Origin of the sequence: Rhizobium sp. SG_E_25_P2 (genome assembly GCF_029892285.1) — a bacterium.
GTDB lineage: Bacteria > Pseudomonadota > Alphaproteobacteria > Rhizobiales > Rhizobiaceae > Rhizobium_E.
This window is the reverse complement of record NZ_JARXVM010000017.1, coordinates 79086-99189: the sequence shown is the minus strand read 5'-3', so window position 1 is coordinate 99189 and position 20104 is coordinate 79086. Positions and strand designations below refer to the sequence as shown.

Here is a 20104-nt window from a genome sequence, read left to right as displayed (position 1 = left end):
CTATGATCATCTACAAACTCATTGTCTTCCTTCCGCTGTTGGGATCGTTGATCGCGGGTCTGGGTGGGCATGTGATCGGCGCCAAGGCGTCGGAATATGTCACCACCGGCCTCATGATGATCGTGGCGGCGCTTTCTTGGATCGTGTTTTTCGACGTCGCGCTCGGCGAGACGCACACGATCGTTCCGGTGCTGCGCTGGATCCAGTCGGGCGGCGTGGATGTCGAATGGGCGTTCCGGATCGACACGCTGACCGCCGTGATGTTCGTGGTGGTGAATTCGGTGTCGTGCCTGGTTCACCTCTATTCGATCGGCTACATGCATCACGATCCGCATCGGCCGCGCTTCTTCGCCTATCTGTCGCTGTTCACCTTCGCCATGCTGATGCTGGTGACTTCCGACAACCTGCTGCAGATGTTCTTCGGCTGGGAAGGCGTCGGTCTCGCGTCCTACCTGCTGATCGGCTTCTGGTATAAGAAGCCGTCGGCCAGCGCTGCGGCGATGAAGGCTTTCATCGTCAACCGCGTCGGCGACTTCGGCTTCGCGCTCGGCATTTTCGGCATTTTCGTGCTGTTCGGTTCGATCAATTTCGACTCGATCTTCGCCGCAGCCGCAACCTATCTGCCGGCCGCCGCTGAACATGGCGCTGAAGGCGCCGCAGCAGCAGCGGGCGAACACGCCGCCGTCGCGGGCGACACTGTCCTCAACTTCCTGGGCATGCATCTCGACAAAGCGAGCGCTTTGACAGCGATCTGCCTGCTCTTGTTCATGGGCGCGATGGGCAAGTCCGCCCAGTTCCTGCTGCACACCTGGCTGCCGGACGCGATGGAAGGCCCGACACCGGTGTCGGCGCTCATTCACGCCGCCACCATGGTCACCGCCGGCGTCTTCCTCGTCGCCCGCATGTCGCCGCTGTTTGAACTGTCGCACACCGCGCTGATGATCGTCACCCTGGTGGGGTCGATCACCGCCTTCTTCGCGGCTTCGGTTGGCCTGGTGCAGAACGACATCAAGCGCGTCATCGCCTATTCGACCTGTTCGCAGCTCGGCTATATGTTTGTGGCCCTCGGCGTCGGCGCCTATGGCGCGGCCGTGTTCCACCTGTTCACGCACGCCTTCTTCAAGGCGCTGTTGTTCCTCTGCGCCGGTTCGGTCATTCATGCCGTTTCCAACGAGCAGGACATGCGTTTCATGGGCGGCCTGCGCAAGCATATCCCGCGCACCTTCTGGATGATGATGATTGGCACGCTCGCCATCACCGGCGTCGGCATTCCCGGCACCTCGATCGGTTTCGCGGGCTTCTTCTCCAAGGACGCCATCATCGAAGCCGCCTTCGCGGCGCATAGCCCGCTCGCCGGCTGGGCGTTCTCGCTGCTGGTCATCGCCGCCTGCTTCACGAGCTTCTATTCGTGGCGCTTGATCTTCATGACCTTCTTCGGCAAGCCGCGCGCCTCGCATGATGTCATGCATCATGTGCATGAATCGCCGAATGTCATGTTGATCCCGCTCTACCTTCTGGCGATCGGCGCCGTGATTGCTGGTTTCGTCTTCCACGACCACTTCTTTGGCGAAGCCTATGCGGAGTTCTGGAAGGGCGCGTTGTTCACCGCTCCCGGCAACGAGATCCTCGAGCACTATCACCACGTGCCTTTGCTCGTGAAGTGGAGCTCGTTCATCGCCATGGCGCTCGGTTTCATTGTCGCCTGGATCATGTATGTCCGTGCGCCCTGGATGCCGTCTTACCTCGCCAAGCAGCATGATGGGCTCTACAAGTTCCTGCTCAACAAGTGGTACTTCGACGAACTTTACGACCTGCTGTTCGTGCGGTCGTCGAAATGGCTCGGCCGTTTCCTGTGGAAGCAAGGCGACGTGACGGTGATTGACGGTTTCGGCCCGAATGGCATCGCCGCCCGCGTGTCGGATGTCACCGGCCGCGTGGTGCGCCTGCAGACCGGTTTCCTCTACCAATACGCCTTCGTGATGCTGATCGGCATTGCCGCTCTGATAACTTGGATGATGCTCGGGAGTTCGTTCTAATGTCCGGTTGGCCCATTCTCTCCCTGGTCACCTTCCTGCCGATGGTCGGCGTCGCGTTGTTGCTCCTGATGAAGGGCGACAGCGAAGCGGGGCGGCGCAATGTCCTGCTCATCTCGCTCGCCACCTCGGTTGTGACCTTCGTCGTCTCCCTGTTCATCTGGATCGGTTTTGACAATTCCAACCCGGGCTACCAGTTCGTCGAGAAGATGAACTGGCTGAACACCGGCATCGCCTATCACGTCGGCGTTGACGGCATCTCGATGCTGTTCGTCATCTTGTCGACCTTCCTGGTGCCCTTCTGCATTCTGGCCAGCTGGTATTCGGTGGAGAAGCGCATCAAGGAATACATGATCGCTTTCCTGCTTCTGGAAACCCTGATGATCGGCGTGTTCGTCGCGCTCGACATCGTGCTCTTTTATGTCTTCTTCGAAGGCGTGCTGATCCCGATGTTCATCATCATCGGCGTCTGGGGCGGCAAGGATCGCGTCTACGCCTCCTACAAGTTCTTCCTCTACACGCTGCTCGGCTCGGTTCTGATGCTGCTCGCCATCATGGCCATGTATTGGGACGCCGGCACCACCGACATCACCGTTCTCGCAGGCCACAAGTTCCCGGCCAACATGCAGACCTGGCTGTGGCTGGCCTTCTTCGCCTCGTTTGCGGTGAAGATGCCGATGTGGCCGGTGCATACCTGGCTGCCCGACGCCCACGTTCAGGCGCCGACGGCTGGTTCGGTCATCCTGGCGGGCGTGATGCTGAAGCTCGGCGGTTATGGCTTCCTGCGCTTCTCGCTGCCGATGTTCCCGCTGGCGTCGGATTACTTCGCGCCCTTCGTCTTCGCGCTGTCGGTCATCGCCATCATCTACACCTCGCTGGTGGCGATGATGCAGGAAGACATCAAGAAGCTGATCGCCTATTCGTCGGTCGCGCACATGGGCTACGTGACCATGGGCATCTTCGCGGCCAATACCCAGGGCGTGCAAGGCGCGATCTTCCAGATGCTCAGCCACGGCATCGTGTCCGGCGCGCTTTTCCTCTGCGTCGGCGTGGTCTATGACCGCATGCACACCCGCGACATCGACGCCTATGGCGGCCTGGTCAACAACATGCCGAAATATGCGGTGGCCTTCATGGTGTTCACCATGGCCAATGTCGGCCTGCCCGGCACCTCCGGCTTCGTCGGCGAATTCCTGACCCTGCTCGGCGCTTTCCGCGCCAACACCTGGGTCGCTCTCTTCGCCACCACCGGCGTCATCCTCTCGGCCGCTTACGCTCTCTGGCTTTATCGCCGGGTGGTCTGGGGCGCGTTGGAGAAGGAAAGCCTCAAGAAGCTTCTCGACCTGTCGCCGCGCGAACAGTTGATCCTCTATCCGTTGATCGTGCTGACCATCTTCTTCGGCGTTTATCCCGCGCCGGTGTTCGACGCCACGGCCGCATCGGTCGAGCTTCTCGTCAACAATTATTCTGCGGCTCTGGAGGCAGCGCATAGCGTTGCCGCCGTGGCCAACTGATCACAGGACCTTGCCAAAATGACGGCTGAAACCCTTCTCGCAAGTCTGACCATCACGACGCCGGAGTTGATCCTGGCGATCGGCGCCTTGGTTCTCCTGATGATCGGCGTTTTCGCGGGCGAAAAATCCGCAAAGACCGTAACCTATCTCAGCGTGCTGCTGCTGCTTTCGGCAGCCGCGACCGTGGTGCTTCACCCCGCCGAGGGTGGAGCGTTCGGCGGCGTCTTCGTCGCCGACGGCTTCACGCGCTTCATGAAGACGCTGGCGCTCGTGGCGTCCGCAGTGGCGCTGTTCATGTCGGCCGGTCAGGCCAAGTTCGACAATATCGACAAGTTCGAATTCCCGATCCTGGTCGTGCTGGCGACGCTGGGCATGACCATCATGATCTCGGCCAACGACCTGATCACCGTCTATATGGCGCTCGAACTGCAGTCGCTGGCGCTCTATGTGGTCGCGGCGCTCAACCGCGATTCCGCCCGTTCGACTGAAGCCGGCCTGAAATATTTCGTTCTCGGCGCTCTGTCTTCGGGCATGATGCTGTACGGTATGTCGCTGGTCTATGGTTTCACCGGTCACACCGGTTTTGCCGAAATCACCCAGGCGCTAACCGCCGAGACACGGTCGATCGGCCTGGTCTTTGGCCTCGTCTTCGTGCTGGCTGGCGTCGCGTTCAAGATTTCGGCTGTGCCGTTCCACATGTGGACGCCGGATGTCTATGAAGGCGCTCCGACCCCGGTGACCGCTTTCTTCGCCGGCGCCCCGAAGGTCGCGGCCATGGCGGTGTTCATCCGCGTGGTGATGGACGCCTTCCAGCCGTTGATCGCCGATTGGCAGCAGATCATCGTGTTCATCTCGATCGCCTCTATGCTGCTCGGCTCCTTCGCCGCGATCGGCCAGAGCAACATCAAGCGCCTGATGGCCTATTCCTCCATCGGTCACATGGGCTATGCGCTGGTCGGCCTTGCCGCCGGCTCGCAGCAAGGCGTCACCGGCATCGTGCTCTATATGGCGATCTATGTCGTCATGACGCTTGGGGCTTTCGCCATCATCATGGCTATGCGCTCCAAGGACGGCAAGGCGCTCGAAAACATCAGCGATCTCTCGGGCCTGTCGAGCACCAATCCGTTCATGGCTTTTGTGCTGACGGCGCTGATGTTCTCGCTGGCTGGCATTCCACCGCTTGCCGGTTTCTTCGCCAAATATTTCGTCTTCCTGGCGGCGATCAAGGCTGGTCTGTACTGGCTGTCGGTGATTGGCGTTCTCGCATCCGTGGTCGGCGCCTATTACTATCTCCGCATCGTCAAGGTGATGTGGTTCGATGCGCCTGTGGCTGAAATGGCCCGCGCGCCGGGGGCGCTGAAGCTGGTCTACGGGCTGTCAGGGCTGCTCGTGATTGGCTATATCCTGATCGGCGGCCCGATCGGCGCCGCCGCGGAAGCGGCAGCGGCCGCGCTGTTTTGATGGCGTCCAGCAGCAAGATCGCCATCGCCCAGTTTCGTCATGAAGCGCTGGGCGATGTCGGATCGACAAATACCTTATGTCTGGAGCGGGCGCGGGCAGGAGATCCGGGCCCGCTTTGGCTTACGGCGCAACGCCAGTTGAGTGGCCGTGGCCGTCGCGGACGGACCTGGGTTTCCGAGCCCGGCAATCTCTATGCGTCCCTGTTGCTGACCGATCCCGCGCCGGCGGATGCGCTTGGTTCTCTGCCGATTGCGGTTGCGCTGGCGTTGCATCGCGCCGTGGCCGCAGTCGGGCCATGGCTGGGCGACCGGTTGCGGATCAAATGGCCAAATGACCTGTTGATCGACGGCGCGAAAATTTCGGGTATACTGATAGAGGCGGAACAACTCGCTGACGGACGCCGCGCAGTGGTGATCGGTTGCGGCGTCAATGTCGCTCATCGGCCTGAAAATCCGCTCTATCCCGCGATGACGCTGGGCGAGGCCGGAGTTTCGACGTCGGCAGACGACCTGTTTGCGCATCTGTTTCGCGAGATGGCGCTCGTGTTGGGAGAATGGGACGGCGGGCGCGGCGTAGCCGGTGTGGTCGCGGCCTGGAGCGAGCGTCTTGCCGGCCTCGGAGCCCCGATTACCGTCAATCTCCCGGACCGGTCGATTTCCGGCGTTTTTTCGGCTATAGATCTCGACGGATATTTGCATCTCAAGACGGCGGATGGCGCCGTGCTTCGTATCGCCTCGGGCGATGTATTCTTTTCATGATGAAAGACTGTGAGTGACGATGGCCGACAAGGATGAACTGGTGTTCCTGCCGCTGGGCGGCGTGGGCGAAATCGGGATGAACCTGGCGCTTTATGGCTATGGTCCGCGACACAAGCGTCAATGGATCATGGTCGATTGCGGCGTATCCTTCGCCGGGCCCGATTTGCCGGGCGCCGAACTGATCCTGCCCGATATCCGCTTTATCGAGGAAGAAAAACAGAATCTGAAAGCGATCTTCATCACCCATGCGCATGAGGATCACTACGGCGCCGTGCGCGATCTCTGGCCGCGGCTGAAGGCTCCGCTTTATGCCTCCCCGTTTACCGAGGGGCTGCTGGAAGCAAAGGGCGATTATGACAAGTCCGATCCGATCCCGGTTCAAACGTTGATTCCCGGCCGGCGGATCACTGTCGGCCCGTTCACCATCGAGCCGGTCAATGTCGCCCACTCGATTCCCGAGGCGATGTCGCTGATCATCCGGACGCCGCTCGGCAATGTCGTCCATACCGGCGACTGGAAGATCGATCCGGAACCATCGCTTGGCAAGCCGACCGATGAGGCCCGTTTCCGAGAAATCGGCGAGGAGGGCGTGCTTGCCCTGATCTGTGATTCCACCAATGCACAGCGTGAGGGTGTTTCCCCGTCCGAGCTCGACGTGTCGCGCGGGTTGGAGGAAATCATTTCCAAGGCCGAAGGCAGGGTGGCGATCACCACCTTCTCGTCGAATGTCGGACGCATAAAGTCCATCGCCATGGCGGCGGAAAGGGCGGGCCGCGAGGTGATGTTGCTGGGCTCGTCCATGCGTCGGGTGACGGATGTCGCCAAACAATTGAACATGCTCGACGATATCAAGCCGTTCGTGGCTGAAGATGAATTCGGCTATCTGCCGCGCCAGAACGCCGTGGTGATTCTGACCGGCAGCCAGGGCGAGGCAAGGGCTGCGCTGGCCAAGATCTCGCGCGATGAAATGCGCAATATCGGCTTTACCAAGGGCGACACATTCGTGTTTTCCTCGCGCGCCATTCCAGGCAATGAAAAGGCCATTCTCGACATCAAGAACGCCCTGATCGATCAGGGGATGATCGTGTTGACGGATGCTGATGGGCTGGTGCATGTCTCGGGCCATCCACGCCGCAGCGAGCTCATGCAGATGTATGACTGGGTGAAGCCCCAGATTCTCGTGCCCGTTCATGGCGAGGCGGCGCATCTGCATGCGCATGCCGATCTCGGACGTCAAAGCGGCATCCCCGAAGTGGCCGAGGTCCGCAATGGCGGCATTCTCAGGCTGGCGCCGGGACCGGCTGAAATTATCGATTCAGCGCCTTTCGGCCGGATTTTCAAGGACGGCAATCTGATCGGCGATGTCGACGAGATGGGAATCGGCGACCGCCGCAAATTGTCCTATGTCGGCCATGTCGCGGTCAATGTTCTGCTCGACGCTCGTTATGACTTCATCGACGATCCCGATGTCTCCGCCGTTGGTCTGCCGGCTTTCGACGACAATGGCGACGAGATGGAGGACATTCTCTATGACGCCGTGCTCGGCGCCGTGGAGAGCATTCCGCGCGTCAAGCGCAAGGATCTCGATATGGTCAAGGAAGCTGTCCGACGGTCGGTCCGGGCTGCGGCAAATCAGGTCTGGGGCAAAAAACCGGTTGTGACGGTGTTCGTGACGCGGATACAATAAACATAGAGGCAGCCGTCTGGCTGATACCTCAAATCTGTGACTTCGGCGGTCTGCCCTCAGGGCGGCCGCCATAGGCTGGGAGGCGGCCATGGGTATCGTGTCGGTTGTTGCTGAATATTTCATCTGCTGGTGGATTACCCTGTTCATCGTGCTGCCGATCGGCCTCAGAACGCAAGCCGACGAAAAAACCGTCGTCAACGGCACTATTTCGAGCGCGCCCGCCCGCTTTCGTCCTTTGCGGGTCTTTGTCGGGACAACGATTCTGGCGGCGATTCTTTATGCCTGCTGGTATATCGCCACACGGGTCTTTGGGCTCAACGCGCTGTCAATTCCGCGGATCGTTCCAGAATTCCATTGATCTAATTGCGGCGCAAGGTTTGCCAACGTAACGTTAAGACCGCATGCGCAACTGTCGCTTGTCCGGAGGGCATCCGGTGGTTCGGCATGTGGTTTTTTCGGCGGGAGCCGTTAAATATCCGACAAGTGTGTTGATCTGGCACACCGTTGTGGCGAGGCGCAGCTATTTTATCTGGGACTTTTGCAACGCGGATTTTTTTGCGACGCCTTTTGTCGTCGGTCGTCGTTTTGCGGCAGGCGAGCTGAAAAATTAATCAAATGGACAAAATCGACGCCGCGATCGGGCGTTGCTCTGCCGAAAAAATTCGCCGAGACCTTGCTCCGAAACATCAAGGCAAAAAAAAACAAGGCTTAAAGCCTTGTTTTTAGCTAGTTTCGCGTGATCTTCAACCCAGTTAAGGGGGCTGCGGGTTAGCGCGCCTAAGATCCCATCCTCCCAAGACTTAACCGCGAATTTTGGCAAGGATTTGATCCCCCTGCCTCTTTTATGACCGGAAACTAGCCCAAAGATTAATCGTTGTCATCACCTTTTTTGCAAAAATGCGACAAGCGTAGAAAAAAAATACGTTGACAAGAAAATAACGGCTTCCGCAGCGTGAAGGTCATATTCTTGTCGCATTGAGTCCAATTTTCCCTGCGCTCACTTTCCATGCTGGCGCGCCAAATTGGATCAGTCCATAGGATTTCCAAATCCAAGGATTGAACGCTGACAACTGTGAGCCTGCGTCGCTTTCGGGGTGGAATTCTCCGCCTCCGGGTTTCTTTCTTGCTTCGAACTGGCTAAAGAAGCAGCGGAAAATTGCTGTCTTTGCCGCGATTCCGACCTGGGTCGCAGAAATTCCGGATCATCACATGCGTCTTAGCCGTTACTTCCTGCCCATCCTCAAGGAAAATCCCAAGGAAGCGGAAATCGTTTCCCACCGCCTGATGCTGAGGGCGGGCATGGTGCGTCAGCAGAGCCAGGGTATTTACAGCTGGTTGCCGCTCGGCAAGCGCGTGCTCGACAAGGTCAACGCCATCATCCGTGAAGAGCAGAACCGCGCCGGCGCCATCGAATTGCTGATGCCGACGTTGCAATCTGCAGAGCTTTGGCAGGAAAGCGGCCGCTATGACGCCTATGGCAAGGAAATGCTGCGCATCAAGGACCGCCAGGACCGCCAGATGCTCTATGGTCCGACCAATGAGGAAATGATCACCGAGATCTTCCGCTCCTATGTGAAGTCCTACAAGGATCTGCCGCTCAATCTCTATCACATCCAGCTGAAGTTCCGTGACGAGGTGCGTCCGCGCTTCGGCACGATGCGCTCGCGCGAATTCCTGATGAAGGACGCCTATTCCTTCGATCTCGACCGCGACGGCGCCATCCATTCCTACAACAAGATGTTCGCCGCCTATCTGCGCACCTTTGATCGTCTTGGCCTGCGCGCCATCCCGATGCGCGCCGACACCGGGCCGATTGGCGGCAATCACAGCCACGAATTCATCATTCTCGCCGATACCGGCGAGTCCGAAGTCTACTGCCACAAGGATTTCGTGAATTTCGACATCCCCGCCGAGGACACGGATTTCGACAGTGTCGATGGCCTCAAGGCCATCTTCGACAAGTGGACCTCGCGCTATGCGGCAACGTCCGAAATGCATGACGAGGCGGCATTCGACGCGATTCCCGAAGGCGAACGCCTGTCCGCCCGCGGCATCGAAGTCGGCCATATCTTCTATTTCGGCACCAAATATTCCGAGACGATGAACGCGACCGTCCAGGGGCCGGATGGAAAGCAACATCAAGTGCATATGGGGTCTTACGGCATCGGCCCGACGCGCCTTGTTCCGGCCATTATCGAAGCCTCCCATGACGAAGCGGGAATCATCTGGCCGAAGTCGGTGGCGCCCTTCGACGCGTCGGTGATCAACATGAAGGCGGGCGACGCCGCCTGCGACGCGGCGTCAGAGGGCATTTACGCCGCTCTGACCAAAGCCGGCTTCGATATGCTCTATGACGACACCGACGATCGCGCCGGCGCGAAATTTGCGACCGCCGACCTGATCGGCGTGCCGACCCAGATCATCGCCGGTCCGCGCGGCGTCGCCGCCGGCGAGGTCGAGATCAAGGATCGCAAGACCGGCGCGCGCGAAACCATGACCATCGAGGCGGCGATCAACAAGCTGACTTCGGGCAACTGAACGGGGACGACATGACCGACAGGACGGGCGCTCAGGATGGCGCAAGCTCGCGAGCGTCTTCGCGGCCTTTCTCAGCCTATGAGCGCCTGGTGGCGTGGCGCTATCTGCGCCCGCGCCGCAAGGAGGCGTTCATTTCGGTGATCGCCGGCTTCTCCTTCGTCGGCATCATGCTTGGCGTGGCCGCGCTCATCATCGTCATGGCGGTGATGAATGGTTTTCGCACAGAGCTGATCACCCGCATTCTCGGCATCAATGGCCATATGGTGATCGAGGCGGCCGATGGGCCGCTCGACAATTACGCCGAGATCACCGCCAATATTTCCAAGATTCCTGGTGTGAAATTCGCCATTCCTTTCATCGACGGCCAGACGCTGGCCTCTGGCAAGGGCGGTGCGGGGACGGGCACGATCGTGCGCGGCGTGCGCGCTGACGACCTGACGAAGCTGAAGATGGTGGCCGACAATATCAAGGCCGGCGATCTGGTTGGCTTTGCAGCGGGGCAGGGCGTCGTCGTGGGCAGCCGGCTCGCGACGCAACTTGGCCTGCAGCTCGGTGATCAGATCACCCTTATTTCACCGGAAGGCGACGTGACGCCGCTTGGCGTCAGCCCGCGCGTCAAGAGCTACCGCGTCGACGCGATTTTTGAGATCGGCATGTCCGAATATGACGGCTCGATCATTTTCATGCCGTTCGACGAGGCGCAGCTCTATTTCAACGCCGATGGAATCGCCAAGTCCATAGAGGTCTTCGTCGATCATCCCGACCAGATCGACGGACTGATACCCAAGGTCGAGGACGCCGCCGGCAGGCAGATATTCCTGACCGATTGGCGCGACCGCAACCGCACCTTCTTCTCGGCGCTCAATGTCGAACGCAATGTGATGTTCATGATCCTGACGTTGATCGTGCTCGTCGCCGCGCTCAACATCATTTCCGGCCTGATCATGCTCGTGAAGGACAAGGGCAGCGACATCGCCATCCTGCGCACCATGGGAGCGACATCGGGCGCGGTCATGCGTATCTTCTTCATGACCGGCGCGGCGATCGGCGTGACGGGCACTGTGGCTGGTTTCGTGCTCGGCAGCCTGGTCTGTTTCAACATCGAACGGATCAAGGAATTCTTCTCCTGGATCGCCGGCACTGACGTCTTCAACCCGGAACTCTATTTCCTCAGCCAGCTGCCGGCGGAAATGAACGCCAGCGAGACAATTTCGGTCATGATCATGGCGTTGACGCTGTCGTTCCTCGCCACCATCTTCCCGGCCTGGAGGGCGTCGAAGATCGATCCCGTTCAGGCGTTGCGTTACGAATAAGGCCAGATATGACCGAGATTCTCAAACTCGCCGCCGTTTCGCGCTATTACGGGGAAGGCGAAACGCAGCTCGACATTCTCAAGGATGCGGATTTCACCATGCGTCCGGGCGAAATGATCGGGCTGGTGGCGCCCTCGGGCACGGGCAAGTCGACGCTGTTGCATCTGGCCGGTCTGCTTGAGCGACCGGATGGCGGCGAGGTCATCGTCAATGGCCGGTCTTGCGGCAATCTTTCCGACGCCGAACGCACCGATATCAGGCGTTCCGATATTGGTTTCGTCTATCAGTTTCACCATCTTCTGCCGGAATTCTCGGCATTGGAAAATGTGATGATGCCGCAGATGATCGGCGGCCTACCCCCCAAGGAAGCTGCGGAGCGCGCCGGCCAATTGCTCGATTATATGCGCATCGGCCATAGGGCGACGCATCGGCCTGCGGAACTGTCAGGCGGCGAGCAGCAACGCGTCGCCATCGCCCGCGCAGTGGCCAACGCTCCGCTCATACTGCTCGCCGATGAGCCCACCGGCAATCTCGATCCGCACACAGCGTCCTATGTCTTCGATGCGCTAGAGGCGCTGGTGCGGCAGTCAGGACTTGCGGCGTTGATCGCCACCCATAATCACGAACTGGCCTCGCGCATGGATCGCCGCGTTACGATCGAGGCCGGCAGAATCGTCGAACTCTGATCATTTCAGGGTGAAGCGCTGCTCGACATCGGTCTTGTTGTCAGACGTCAGGTCGGTGAAGGTGTATTTCAACACATAAGCGCCGGCGGGAGCTTGGGAGACGTCGAGTGTCAGCGGCGTGAAGATCTCGAACAGCGGCTCGACTGCGGTGATCGAGAAATTGCCAAACGCCTTTTGTTCGGCAAGCATTTCGCCTTCCGGGCTGCGCAGTTCGAAATCCACCGTAAAGCGGGCCTGTACTCTGGCGTCATCGGTGGACTTCCAGGCGAGCCCGATCGGCTCGACATAGGATATCAAGGTCGCACCAACAGGGAATTCGTTGGCCTTGACGCGCTGGTAAGCGCCGAACATCAGCGGCTTTTCGCTGACGAAAAACGCCTTGCGGATATCAAAGGGGATCTTCGCCTGGGCTGCGGCCAACGCCGCCCGCATTTTTTCATGCGCAGCCGGTCCGCCTTCCGCCTTGCCGATTTCATCTTCCGCCTGCTTGGCCAGATCGGCGATTTGACCGGCCAGAACGACGGGTGGCATGGCGAGTGACAGGAGCGATGCCAGGAGAAGATTGATCCGCATGCGGCGTCCTTTCGGCAAAATTTGCTTGAGCTTTGCATTTATAAGCGATTCGACTGTTTCGTCTGCGTGGAAGGCGGAGCCAACGTCGTTTCGACCCAGTCGGCGACTCTGTTCGCCATCAGATCATTGGTGGCGGGAGACAGAGCATCCCCGGCCAGCACGTGAAAATAGGGATCCTGCACCATTTCTACTTCGATCAACATGCTCGGCCCGCCCCATCTCGCTTGCATGTCGCGGACGAGATCAGGCCTGATGACGCGGTCTCGCGGCGAGATCAGAAAGAGCGCGGGGGTGGTTATCTCCGCGGGATCGACCGTCCGAGCCTGCTTGACGCTCTCTGCCATGGGCAAAAGCGCGTCCGTCGGATAGTCCGATGTCCAGTTGGCGGCGTGCCCCGGCGTCGCCGGCTCGAATCCCCGGCGCGGCCCGAGAATGAGATGCGCCAGGCGCCGGGCCCAGGGGCCTTCGAGAAGAAACGCGCCCGCCGCCTGCACGCCGTAATTCGGCGACACGAAAATCACCGCCGCGATCCTGTCGCGAAATATCGGCCGGGCGAGCAGGATGGTGACCAGCGACGCGCCGGTGGAGGTGGCCATGATCACCACTTTGCGTCCCAGCCTCTCACCGATGGCGAGCGCTTCGGCGGTGTCGTTCAGCCAGTCCTGCAAGCTCGCTTCTGCCATGGCGTCGGGATCGGCGCGGCCATGGCCGGTCAGTCGCGTCAGAAAGAGATGAGCGCCGAGCCGCTGTGCGAGATTTTCCGGCACGGGTCGCATTTCACCGGGAGAGGCGGAGAAACCATGGATATAGACAAGCGCCAGGGGCGTCTCGGCGTCCGGGCGCCCGTCCCGCCAGACGATGCGTTTTTCGAGGTTGGGACGGATGTCGTCGTAACGGGCCTCGCCTTGGGCGATCCAATCGTCCAGATCCGCGCCGATCTCGTCGGCGTTGAATGTAATGGTCAAATCGGCCGTCTCGCGCGGGCCGAGCGCGTAGACGACGCCTGCGGCAAGCGCCGTCGCTATAAGCGTCCAGATCAGGATCATGACACGCCCTCCGCCGCTTCTCTTCCGGCTCCGCATTTCGGCTTCCCCCTCGCCGGACGCTGTGCTACATCGCCATCATGACTGGATTTCTCGATAAAATCAAAAGCCTGTTTTCCTCCTCTCCGGCTGGCGAGCCCGCCAAGCAGAAGGAAACCGCGCAGACCATTCATGATTGCCTCGTCGTCGCCACGCCCCGCAAGGAAGGCGCGCAATACCGCTTGGCGGGACGAATCGAAAAAGTCGTCAATGGCGAGACGTTGACCCGCACTTTCGTGCGCGCCGATCTGTTCAGCAGCGAAAGCGACGTGGTCGAGATCACCTTCCGAAAGGCGACGCAGATCATCGAGCAGAACGGCCCGTCGCTCTGGTCGGACGGCGCCAAGGATCGCCAGGCCTGAACCCGGGATAGGAGAGGGCGCAGTCGCCAGACCACGCCCTCGCAGCCTCAAGCCTTCATCGAGGCCAACTGCCGGAAGGCGTTTTCGAACACTTCGACCGATTGCGCGCCGGTGACGACATATTGGTTGTCGATCACGAAACAGGGCACGCCGGAGACGCCCATGCGCTGGGCGCTGGCGATATCGGCCTTGACCGTGTCGCGGTCGGCGTCGGAGGCCAGCTTGGCGGCGATCTCGGCGCGGTCCAGCCCGTTCTTTTCAGCGATGTCGAGCAGAACGGCATGATCGCCGACATTGAGGCCTTCGACGAAATTGGCGTTGAACAGCGCTTTCGCCACCGCGTCCTGTGTTTTCCTTCCGTGCGCCCCGGCCCAGTAGATCAGCCGATGTGCGTCGATCGTGTTGGGCATGACCGTGGCCTTTTCCAACGCAAACGGCAGGCCGATCTCTTCGCCAAGCTGCGTCAGCATGGCATGCGACCGCTTCACGCCCTCGGATCCGCCGAGGATCGAGGAGAGATAAGCGAAGGTGTCGAGGCCTTCTGGCGGCGTATCAGGTTTCAGCTGGTACGGCTTCCAATGAATATCCGCGGTCAGCACGTCTTTGACCTTATCGAGCGCGATGCCGAGCCTTGCCTGCCCGAGATAGCACCAGGGGCATAAAACGTCGGAAATAATGTCGATCTGTACAGTTGCAGTCATTTTTGAGCCCTTTCGTCCCACCAGGTGGGAAACTGGACGCCGTAGAGAGACAGCGTTGCGGGGTGGTTGATATGTTTCCAGCGCGCCACGCGTTGTTCCGGCGAATGATACAGCGGGATCGCGTAATATTGCGACAGCAAAAGCCGGTCGAAGGCGCGGACGGCGGCCTTGTAATCCTCATCGGCGCGGGCGGCGAGGATGACGCCGATCATCCGGTCGATATCGGGATCGGCTGCGCCGGCCGCGTTGTCGGACCCTTCGATGTCGCGCGACGCCGAAGCCCAGCGCGTCTCCTGTTCGAGACCCGGCGATAGCGTCGCCGCATAAGTGCGGAAAATCATGTCGAAATCGAATTTTTGGGTGCGCTCCTGATATTGCGCGTCTTCCACTGTGCGGATGGAGACCGCGATGCCGAGCGCGCTCAGCGTGCGCTGATAGGCGATGGCGATGCGCTCCTGGTCCAGACTCTGCGACAGGATCTCGAAACGGAAAGGCTTGCCGTCGGGGCCAAGCATGCGGCCCCCCTCGATATGGTAGCCGGCTTCCTTCAAAAGCGCGAAAGTTTGCTTGAGGATCTTCCGATCCCGTCCTGAGCCGTCGGAGACGGGCAGGCGGAAGGAACCGTCAAGCAGGGCGGGCTCGACTTTCGCCCGCGCCGGACCCAGCAACTCGAGTTCGTGCTGGCTCGCTGGGACGCCAAGACTCGACAGGTCCGAATTCTGCCAGAAGCTCTCGGTGCGGCTATAGGCCTTCTCGAACAGGCTGCGGTTGAGCCATTCAAAATCGAAGGCGAGCGTGAGCGCCTTGCGCACCCTGACATCGGCAAAGATAGGCCGCCGTGTGTTGAAGGTCATCGCCAGCGTATTGGCGGGCAGGCGTGGCTGGAATGTTTCCTTGATCACGTCGCCCCGCTGGACGGCGGGAAAATCGTAAGCCAGGTCCCAGTTCTTCGGCGAGCCCTCGCTGTAGACGTCGATCAGGCCTTTTTTGAAGGCTTCGAACAGCGTGTTTTCCTGCAGATAATATTCGATGGAGATCTCTTCGAAATTGTCGAACCCGACCTTGGCTGGAATGTCCTTGCCCCAGTAATTCGGGTCGCGCTGATAAACGATTTTCTCGCCGGGCTTGATGGTCTTGACGAGATAGGGGCCGGAGCCCAGAGGCGGCGTCAGCGTGGTCTGCTCGAAACTATCCACCTTGGTGGCGTGCTTGGGCAGCACCGGCGACAGCGCCAGCAACAACGGAAACTCGCGATCCGCCTCCGGCTTGAAGGTGAAGCGCACGGAGCGGTCGCCGATCTTTTCCATCTTTTCGACCAGCTTGAGCCGGTTGGAGAAAGGCGGGCGTCCCTTGTCGCGCAGAAGTTCGAAGGTGAACATGACGTCTTCCGGCGTCACCGGCTGGCCATCGGACCAATGCGCCATGGGATTGAGGTTGAACTGGATGAAGGTTCTGTCCTCATCCATCTCCACCGTCTCGGCCAAGAGCCCATACATTGTGAAAGGCTCGTCGCGCGAGCGCGCCATCAGCGATTCGACCACGAGATTGCCGAGTTCCGGATCCCACATGCCGCGCGCGGTGGTGCGCTTGCCTTTGAGAATGAAAGAATTGAGATTGTTGAACGTGCCAACCACGCCGAACGACAGTTTTCCGCCCTTGGCGGCCTTGGGATCGGCATAGGGAAAATGCGTGTAGTCCGCCGGCAGCGCCGGCTCGCCATGCATGGCGATGCCATGCATCGGCTGGGCCGCAGCAGAAAGCGGCGCTAGCCACAGGATGGCAATGAAAAGCGGTTTAAACACGAATTGTCCCTTTGCACCATGGGGCGACACCGGATGAATCACGCCAGACAGTACAAAGTGTGGCGCGAGACTTCAACGAACCAGCCGCCCTGCGAAAATATTCACCCGCTTCATAGCAAGAAATACTGGATATCTCCGCCTGCCCGATGTAACAGGAGCCCATGCGAGGCGGGTCATGCATTCGCCTCATTTGGTCGGCAGGAGGGGCGCGGCTCAAGCGGCCCGCGTTGCCGCCGAGGAGATCTTCCAAGAGACGGGAAAGCAAAATGACATCCAAGTTCAAATCCGTTGTCGGCGCGCTGATCGCAGGCGCTACTTTCGCAACGACGCTGGTCGCCGCTCCGGTGACGGCGTCGGCGCAGCAGGCGACGCCGCAGGGCTGGTTCAAGGTGTGCGACAAGCAGGGCGACTCGGATATCTGCTCGGTGCGCAACATCATCGCCGCCAACACCGGACAGCTGATCACCGCCGTGGCGCTGGTCACGGTGTCGGGCAAGGTGAACCGCAAGTTCATGCAGGTTTCGGTGCCGCCGGCGCGCCTCATTCCCCCGGGCGTTCTGATGCAGATCGACGGCGGCAAGGGCATGAAGCTGGATTACGGCATCTGCATGCCTGATCTCTGCATCGCCGAAATGCCGCTGACCGACGCCGTCATCGCCAGCCTCAAGAAGGGCAATGAAGTCGTGTTCACCTCGGTGAATTTCCAGCGCGCTCCGAATCCGATCAAGATGACGCTGTCGGGCTTCACCGGCGTGTTCGACGGTCCGGCCATGGAACAGTCCAAGCTGCAGGAAACCCAGCGCAAGCTGCAGGAAGAAATGCAGAAGAAGGCCGAGGAAGCCCGCAAGAAGCTGGAAGACGCCCAGAAGGCCGCCACCCAGCAGTAAGGCCGTTCGGCTCCTGCCATATAAAAACCCGGGACGCGGTTGGCGCGTCCCGGGTTTTTCTTTTGGGATATGTGAAATCTGCTTGCGGGCCGGCTCAGTTCAAGCCGGAACCTTGAGACCCTTCTGGGTCGCCGGGCGCGCCATGCAGCGTTCGTACCAGGCCATCATTGCCGGGAACGTGTCCATTTCCAGCACGTCCTTGCCGCCGTAATAGAAATCGGCGCACCAGATCCATGGGAAGGTGGTGATGTCGGCGATCGTATAGTCCTCGCCCATCAGGAACGGACGATCCTGAAGGCGCGCGTCGAGCACGCTCATCAGCCGCTTGGCTTCGTCGCGATAGCGCTCCATCGGATAGGAATTGTTGGCGACCTTGTCGGCGGCGTATTTGTAGAAATGACCGAACTGGCCGAACATCGGCCCGACGCCGCCCATCTGGAACATGAGCCAGCAGATCGCCTCATAGCGTGCCGCGGCGTCCTTCGGCAGGAGCATGCCGGTTTTCTCAGCGAGATAAAGCAGGATCGCACCGGATTCGAACAGGCCGATCGGCTTGCCGTCGGGCCCGTTTGGATCGATCAGCGCGGGGATGCGGCCGTTTGGATTGAGCGAAACGAATTCCGGGCTCTTCTGGGCATTGGTGGAAAAATCCACCTTATGCGCTTCATAAGCCAGCCCCAATTCTTCGAGCGCAATCGATACTTTCACACCGTTGGGCGTGGGCAAAGAATAGAGCTGAATGACGGATGGGTCGATCGGCGGCCATTTTTCAGTGATCGGAAAAGCAGACAAGGAGGCCATGGACAGGTCCTGATGGGTTAGCGCGCTGGAGGCGCATGCAGGGAAAGAGCCGCGCCACGGCGCGAACTCACGCTCCGATGTAGGTCATCGCAGGCAAAGCGCAACGGCTTCCGGATACATGCGGACGGAAAATTTTGGTGGCGGTGTCCGCGACGATTGATTCGCGGTCTGGAGGCCGGCGGCGCCCTTCCCACAAATCCTCGTGGAAAGGACGCTGCCGGGTCGCCATGAGGGTTTGGCTGGCAAACAAAAGGGACAAAGCCTGCGCCACCCCGCCCATAAAGAATGCCGCCTAAAAAAGCCGAATGACAAGAGCCTGTGGCTTGTCAAGTGAAAACATAGTAAATTTGTGAAATGTCAATGATCCAGGACGCCCAGTCGCGCCGCGAGTTCACGGCGCGCGTCACAACTCGCCGCATCCCGTTTATCCGTGTTGTAGGCGACCTCTGCCAACGCCGTGTTGAATTCGTGTAGCGCCGCTGATGGCAGGGAGAAGAGGCGCTGTTCGATCGCCTCCCGCACCGCTTGCATGTTCAAACCATAGCCGCAACGATAATCGCCACCGATCGCCAGCGCCAGCTCTCGCGCATAGCGCATCTCTTCCTGCCGGCGATCGGCGATGGCGCTGCCGACAAAGAGAAGGGCTGCAACACACGCGCTTGCGCCTGCGACCAGAAGAGACATCATGGAACGGCCTGTGTTCGGAATGCGGATCGTTGCGGTGAAAAATGGGACGCGGCCGGTGTCCGCCGCCCGGCCGCGTCCGACAGCCCCTCATGCGCCGCGGGAGGAGAACGGCGCATGCCCTGTCTGATTGAAAATCTAGCTGATTTGCAGATTGGAAATTTGAGATGCGTCAAATTATGAAACAATAAAACATCGAGCCGAGAACGCGAGTTTTGCGGCGTTTAAAAAAGCGTTTTTGCATGGCGAATGAAACATGCGCAGCAATGAGCGCTGGTATGCACAGGAGCGTGCTGGCGGGCCGCGCGAGATGAGGATGAGAACTATACACACGCTATAGCCCTCTAATCCGCTCCCACATTTCGCATAACGAAGGTCCAGGGACCAATTGTGCCGATTGCGTCCATTTTGCTCAGTCAATCGGCGACCCGGCGCAGATGCAGCGCGAAACCCGATACGCCCGGTGTTTCGAGACCTTCGCGCAACTCCATCGTTGGAATGTGATAGTCGCCGCCATTCTGATGCCGGTAGGGAATGGATACCGTCGTCTCCAGCGTGCGCATCCGTTCACGTAAGTCCTGTGCAGCAGCTTCGAAGCGTTCTTCATTATAGCGGTCGGTACTGTAGGTGACGAAGGGTGGCAGCACGTTGTAGCCGGGATAATAGAGAATTCCGTGGTTTATCGGGAACAAAAGGTCGTCGATCGGGCCGTTCACGCCGCGCGGGCCGTAATGCTCCTGCCAGCCGCCGGCCGCGACGATCAGCATGGCGCGCTTGCCAGCGAGCGTGCCCTCGCCGTAACGGTCGCCCCACCGCTTATCGCTGTGCTCGCCGACGCCATAGGCGAAGCCGTAGGCGAACACTCGATCAACCCAACCTTTCAGAATCGCCGGCATCGTGAACCACCAGAGTGGGAATTGCAGGATCAGCGTGTCTGCCCAGAGCAGCTTGTCAATTTCCACCTTCACGTCGTCGGTCAGCGTGTCGGTCGTGAAGGCGTTCTTCGAGGCTGCGACGGGCAGCAAACGTTCTCCGGAGGCAAGCGCCGGGAAGTCGGCCCGATCGATCTGTGACTTCCAGTTCATCGCATAGAGATCGGACACGCGGACCTCATGGCCGGCAGCTTCGAGTTCGTGAACCGCAACATCGCGCAACGAGGCGGACAATGATTTTGGTTCGGGGTGGGCGAAGACGAGGAGAATTTTCATGGAGCACCTTAAGG

Annotated in this window: 18 protein-coding genes; 11 read left to right on the top strand and 7 right to left on the bottom strand. The window is 59.8% G+C overall.

The genetic code is table 11. The annotated features are described in order from the left end of the window. The first annotated feature begins 2 nt into the window (after positions 1–2). The 9 genes from nuoL to M2360_RS20990 all read left to right on the top strand — a co-directional run bounded on the left by nuoL (position 3) and on the right by M2360_RS20990 (position 11990). The gene (gene nuoL / locus M2360_RS21030; RefSeq protein WP_280777337.1) at positions 3–2036 is read left to right on the top strand and encodes an NADH-quinone oxidoreductase subunit L; all 2034 of its coding nucleotides are present in this window, start codon (positions 3–5) and stop codon (positions 2034–2036) included. Then, the gene (locus tag M2360_RS21025) at positions 2036–3547 is read left to right on the top strand and encodes an NADH-quinone oxidoreductase subunit M (protein ID WP_280777336.1); all 1512 of its coding nucleotides are present in this window, start codon (positions 2036–2038) and stop codon (positions 3545–3547) included. The genes nuoL and M2360_RS21025 overlap by 1 nt, the downstream gene beginning before the upstream one ends. Before the next feature lie 18 nt (positions 3548–3565). Further along, on the top strand, positions 3566–5008 hold the full coding sequence (gene nuoN, locus M2360_RS21020; protein ID WP_280777334.1) for an NADH-quinone oxidoreductase subunit NuoN: 1443 nt from the start codon (positions 3566–3568) through the stop codon (positions 5006–5008). After that, positions 5008–5766, top strand: coding sequence for a biotin--[acetyl-CoA-carboxylase] ligase (locus tag M2360_RS21015; protein ID WP_280777333.1), 759 nt, complete (start codon positions 5008–5010; stop codon positions 5764–5766). Before nuoN ends, M2360_RS21015 begins: the two co-directional genes overlap by 1 nt. A 19-nt stretch (positions 5767–5785) precedes the next feature. Then, positions 5786–7453, top strand: coding sequence for a ribonuclease J (locus M2360_RS21010; protein ID WP_280777332.1), 1668 nt, complete (start codon positions 5786–5788; stop codon positions 7451–7453). 88 nt (positions 7454–7541) lie between these two features. Beyond that, a complete protein-coding gene (locus M2360_RS21005) occupies positions 7542–7811 on the top strand; it encodes a DUF1467 family protein (RefSeq protein WP_280777330.1) in 270 nt (89 codons plus the stop codon). An 851-nt stretch (positions 7812–8662) separates the two neighbouring features. Next, complete coding sequence (gene proS, locus M2360_RS21000) at positions 8663–9991, top strand: proline--tRNA ligase (protein WP_280777329.1); 1329 nt, start codon at positions 8663–8665, stop codon at positions 9989–9991. A gap of 11 nt (positions 9992–10002) precedes the next feature. Next, positions 10003–11304 carry a lipoprotein-releasing ABC transporter permease subunit gene (locus tag M2360_RS20995; protein ID WP_280777327.1) on the top strand — a complete coding sequence of 434 codons (1302 nt, stop codon included), beginning with the start codon at positions 10003–10005 and terminating at the stop codon, positions 11302–11304. Positions 11305–11312: 8 nt separating this feature from the next. Beyond that, positions 11313–11990, top strand: a complete 678-nt coding sequence (locus M2360_RS20990; protein ID WP_280777326.1) for an ABC transporter ATP-binding protein — start codon at positions 11313–11315, stop codon at positions 11988–11990. On the opposite strand, the gene M2360_RS20985 is transcribed toward M2360_RS20990, so the two are convergent. Both M2360_RS20985 and M2360_RS20980 read right to left on the bottom strand, forming a co-directional pair. After that, positions 11991–12563 carry a hypothetical protein gene (locus M2360_RS20985; protein ID WP_280777325.1) on the bottom strand — a complete coding sequence of 191 codons (573 nt, stop codon included), beginning with the start codon at positions 12561–12563 and terminating at the stop codon, positions 11991–11993. It abuts the gene before it with no gap. A 38-nt stretch (positions 12564–12601) separates the two neighbouring features. Next, positions 12602–13609: an alpha/beta fold hydrolase gene (locus M2360_RS20980; protein WP_280777324.1), complete on the bottom strand. Its 1008-nt coding sequence runs from the start codon at positions 13607–13609 to the stop codon at positions 12602–12604. Between the two features lie 77 nt (positions 13610–13686). Here M2360_RS20980 and M2360_RS20975 point away from each other — a divergent pair, with 77 nt between their 5' ends. Then, on the top strand, positions 13687–14007 hold the full coding sequence (locus tag M2360_RS20975) for an HlyU family transcriptional regulator (protein ID WP_280777323.1): 321 nt from the start codon (positions 13687–13689) through the stop codon (positions 14005–14007). Between the two features lie 47 nt (positions 14008–14054). Here the strand turns inward: M2360_RS20975 and M2360_RS20970 are convergent, their stop codons facing one another. Beyond that, positions 14055–14708 carry a DsbA family oxidoreductase gene (locus M2360_RS20970; RefSeq protein WP_280777321.1) on the bottom strand — a complete coding sequence of 218 codons (654 nt, stop codon included), beginning with the start codon at positions 14706–14708 and terminating at the stop codon, positions 14055–14057. Next, positions 14705–16510 (bottom strand): extracellular solute-binding protein, encoded by a 1806-nt coding sequence (locus tag M2360_RS20965; RefSeq protein ID WP_280777319.1) that lies wholly within the window; start codon positions 16508–16510, stop codon positions 14705–14707. Before M2360_RS20965 ends, M2360_RS20970 begins: the two co-directional genes overlap by 4 nt. A gap of 266 nt (positions 16511–16776) precedes the next feature. Here M2360_RS20965 and M2360_RS20960 point away from each other — a divergent pair, with 266 nt between their 5' ends. Then, entirely contained in the window at positions 16777–17397 is a 621-nt protein-coding gene (locus tag M2360_RS20960; protein WP_280777318.1) for an invasion associated locus B family protein, read from the top strand. A 99-nt stretch (positions 17398–17496) separates the two neighbouring features. On the opposite strand, the gene M2360_RS20955 is transcribed toward M2360_RS20960, so the two are convergent. From M2360_RS20955 to M2360_RS20945, 3 genes are all read right to left on the bottom strand, one after another. Next, positions 17497–18198 (bottom strand): glutathione binding-like protein, encoded by a 702-nt coding sequence (locus M2360_RS20955; RefSeq protein ID WP_280777316.1) that lies wholly within the window; start codon positions 18196–18198, stop codon positions 17497–17499. Positions 18199–18555: 357 nt separating this feature from the next. Beyond that, on the bottom strand, positions 18556–18885 hold the full coding sequence (locus tag M2360_RS20950) for a hypothetical protein (protein ID WP_280777314.1): 330 nt from the start codon (positions 18883–18885) through the stop codon (positions 18556–18558). A 413-nt stretch (positions 18886–19298) separates the two neighbouring features. After that, positions 19299–20090 (bottom strand): NAD(P)H-dependent oxidoreductase, encoded by a 792-nt coding sequence (locus M2360_RS20945; protein WP_280777313.1) that lies wholly within the window; start codon positions 20088–20090, stop codon positions 19299–19301. Positions 20091–20104: the final 14 nt, after the last annotated feature.

Bases quoted from the DNA above. Each gene is read 5' to 3' on its own strand.
- M2360_RS21010 (WP_280777332.1), top strand. From the start codon at position 5,786: ATGGCCGACAAGGATGAACTGGTGTTCCTGCCGCTGGGCGGCGTGGGC.
- M2360_RS20975 (WP_280777323.1), top strand. From the start codon at position 13,687: ATGACTGGATTTCTCGATAAAATCAAAAGCCTGTTTTCCTCCTCTCCG.
- M2360_RS21025 (WP_280777336.1), top strand. From the start codon at position 2,036: ATGTCCGGTTGGCCCATTCTCTCCCTGGTCACCTTCCTGCCGATGGTC.
- M2360_RS20990 (WP_280777326.1), top strand. From the start codon at position 11,313: ATGACCGAGATTCTCAAACTCGCCGCCGTTTCGCGCTATTACGGGGAA.
- M2360_RS21015 (WP_280777333.1), top strand. From the start codon at position 5,008: ATGGCGTCCAGCAGCAAGATCGCCATCGCCCAGTTTCGTCATGAAGCG.
- M2360_RS20955 (WP_280777316.1), bottom strand. From the start codon at position 18,198: ATGGCCTCCTTGTCTGCTTTTCCGATCACTGAAAAATGGCCGCCGATC.
- M2360_RS21005 (WP_280777330.1), top strand. From the start codon at position 7,542: ATGGGTATCGTGTCGGTTGTTGCTGAATATTTCATCTGCTGGTGGATT.
- M2360_RS20970 (WP_280777321.1), bottom strand. From the start codon at position 14,708: ATGACTGCAACTGTACAGATCGACATTATTTCCGACGTTTTATGCCCC.
- M2360_RS20950 (WP_280777314.1), bottom strand. From the start codon at position 18,885: ATGATGTCTCTTCTGGTCGCAGGCGCAAGCGCGTGTGTTGCAGCCCTT.
- M2360_RS20995 (WP_280777327.1), top strand. From the start codon at position 10,003: ATGACCGACAGGACGGGCGCTCAGGATGGCGCAAGCTCGCGAGCGTCT.
- M2360_RS20945 (WP_280777313.1), bottom strand. From the start codon at position 20,090: ATGAAAATTCTCCTCGTCTTCGCCCACCCCGAACCAAAATCATTGTCC.
- nuoL (WP_280777337.1), top strand. From the start codon at position 3: ATGATCATCTACAAACTCATTGTCTTCCTTCCGCTGTTGGGATCGTTG.
- M2360_RS20985 (WP_280777325.1), bottom strand. From the start codon at position 12,563: ATGCGGATCAATCTTCTCCTGGCATCGCTCCTGTCACTCGCCATGCCA.
- proS (WP_280777329.1), top strand. From the start codon at position 8,663: ATGCGTCTTAGCCGTTACTTCCTGCCCATCCTCAAGGAAAATCCCAAG.
- M2360_RS20980 (WP_280777324.1), bottom strand. From the start codon at position 13,609: ATGATCCTGATCTGGACGCTTATAGCGACGGCGCTTGCCGCAGGCGTC.
- M2360_RS20960 (WP_280777318.1), top strand. From the start codon at position 16,777: ATGACATCCAAGTTCAAATCCGTTGTCGGCGCGCTGATCGCAGGCGCT.
- nuoN (WP_280777334.1), top strand. From the start codon at position 3,566: ATGACGGCTGAAACCCTTCTCGCAAGTCTGACCATCACGACGCCGGAG.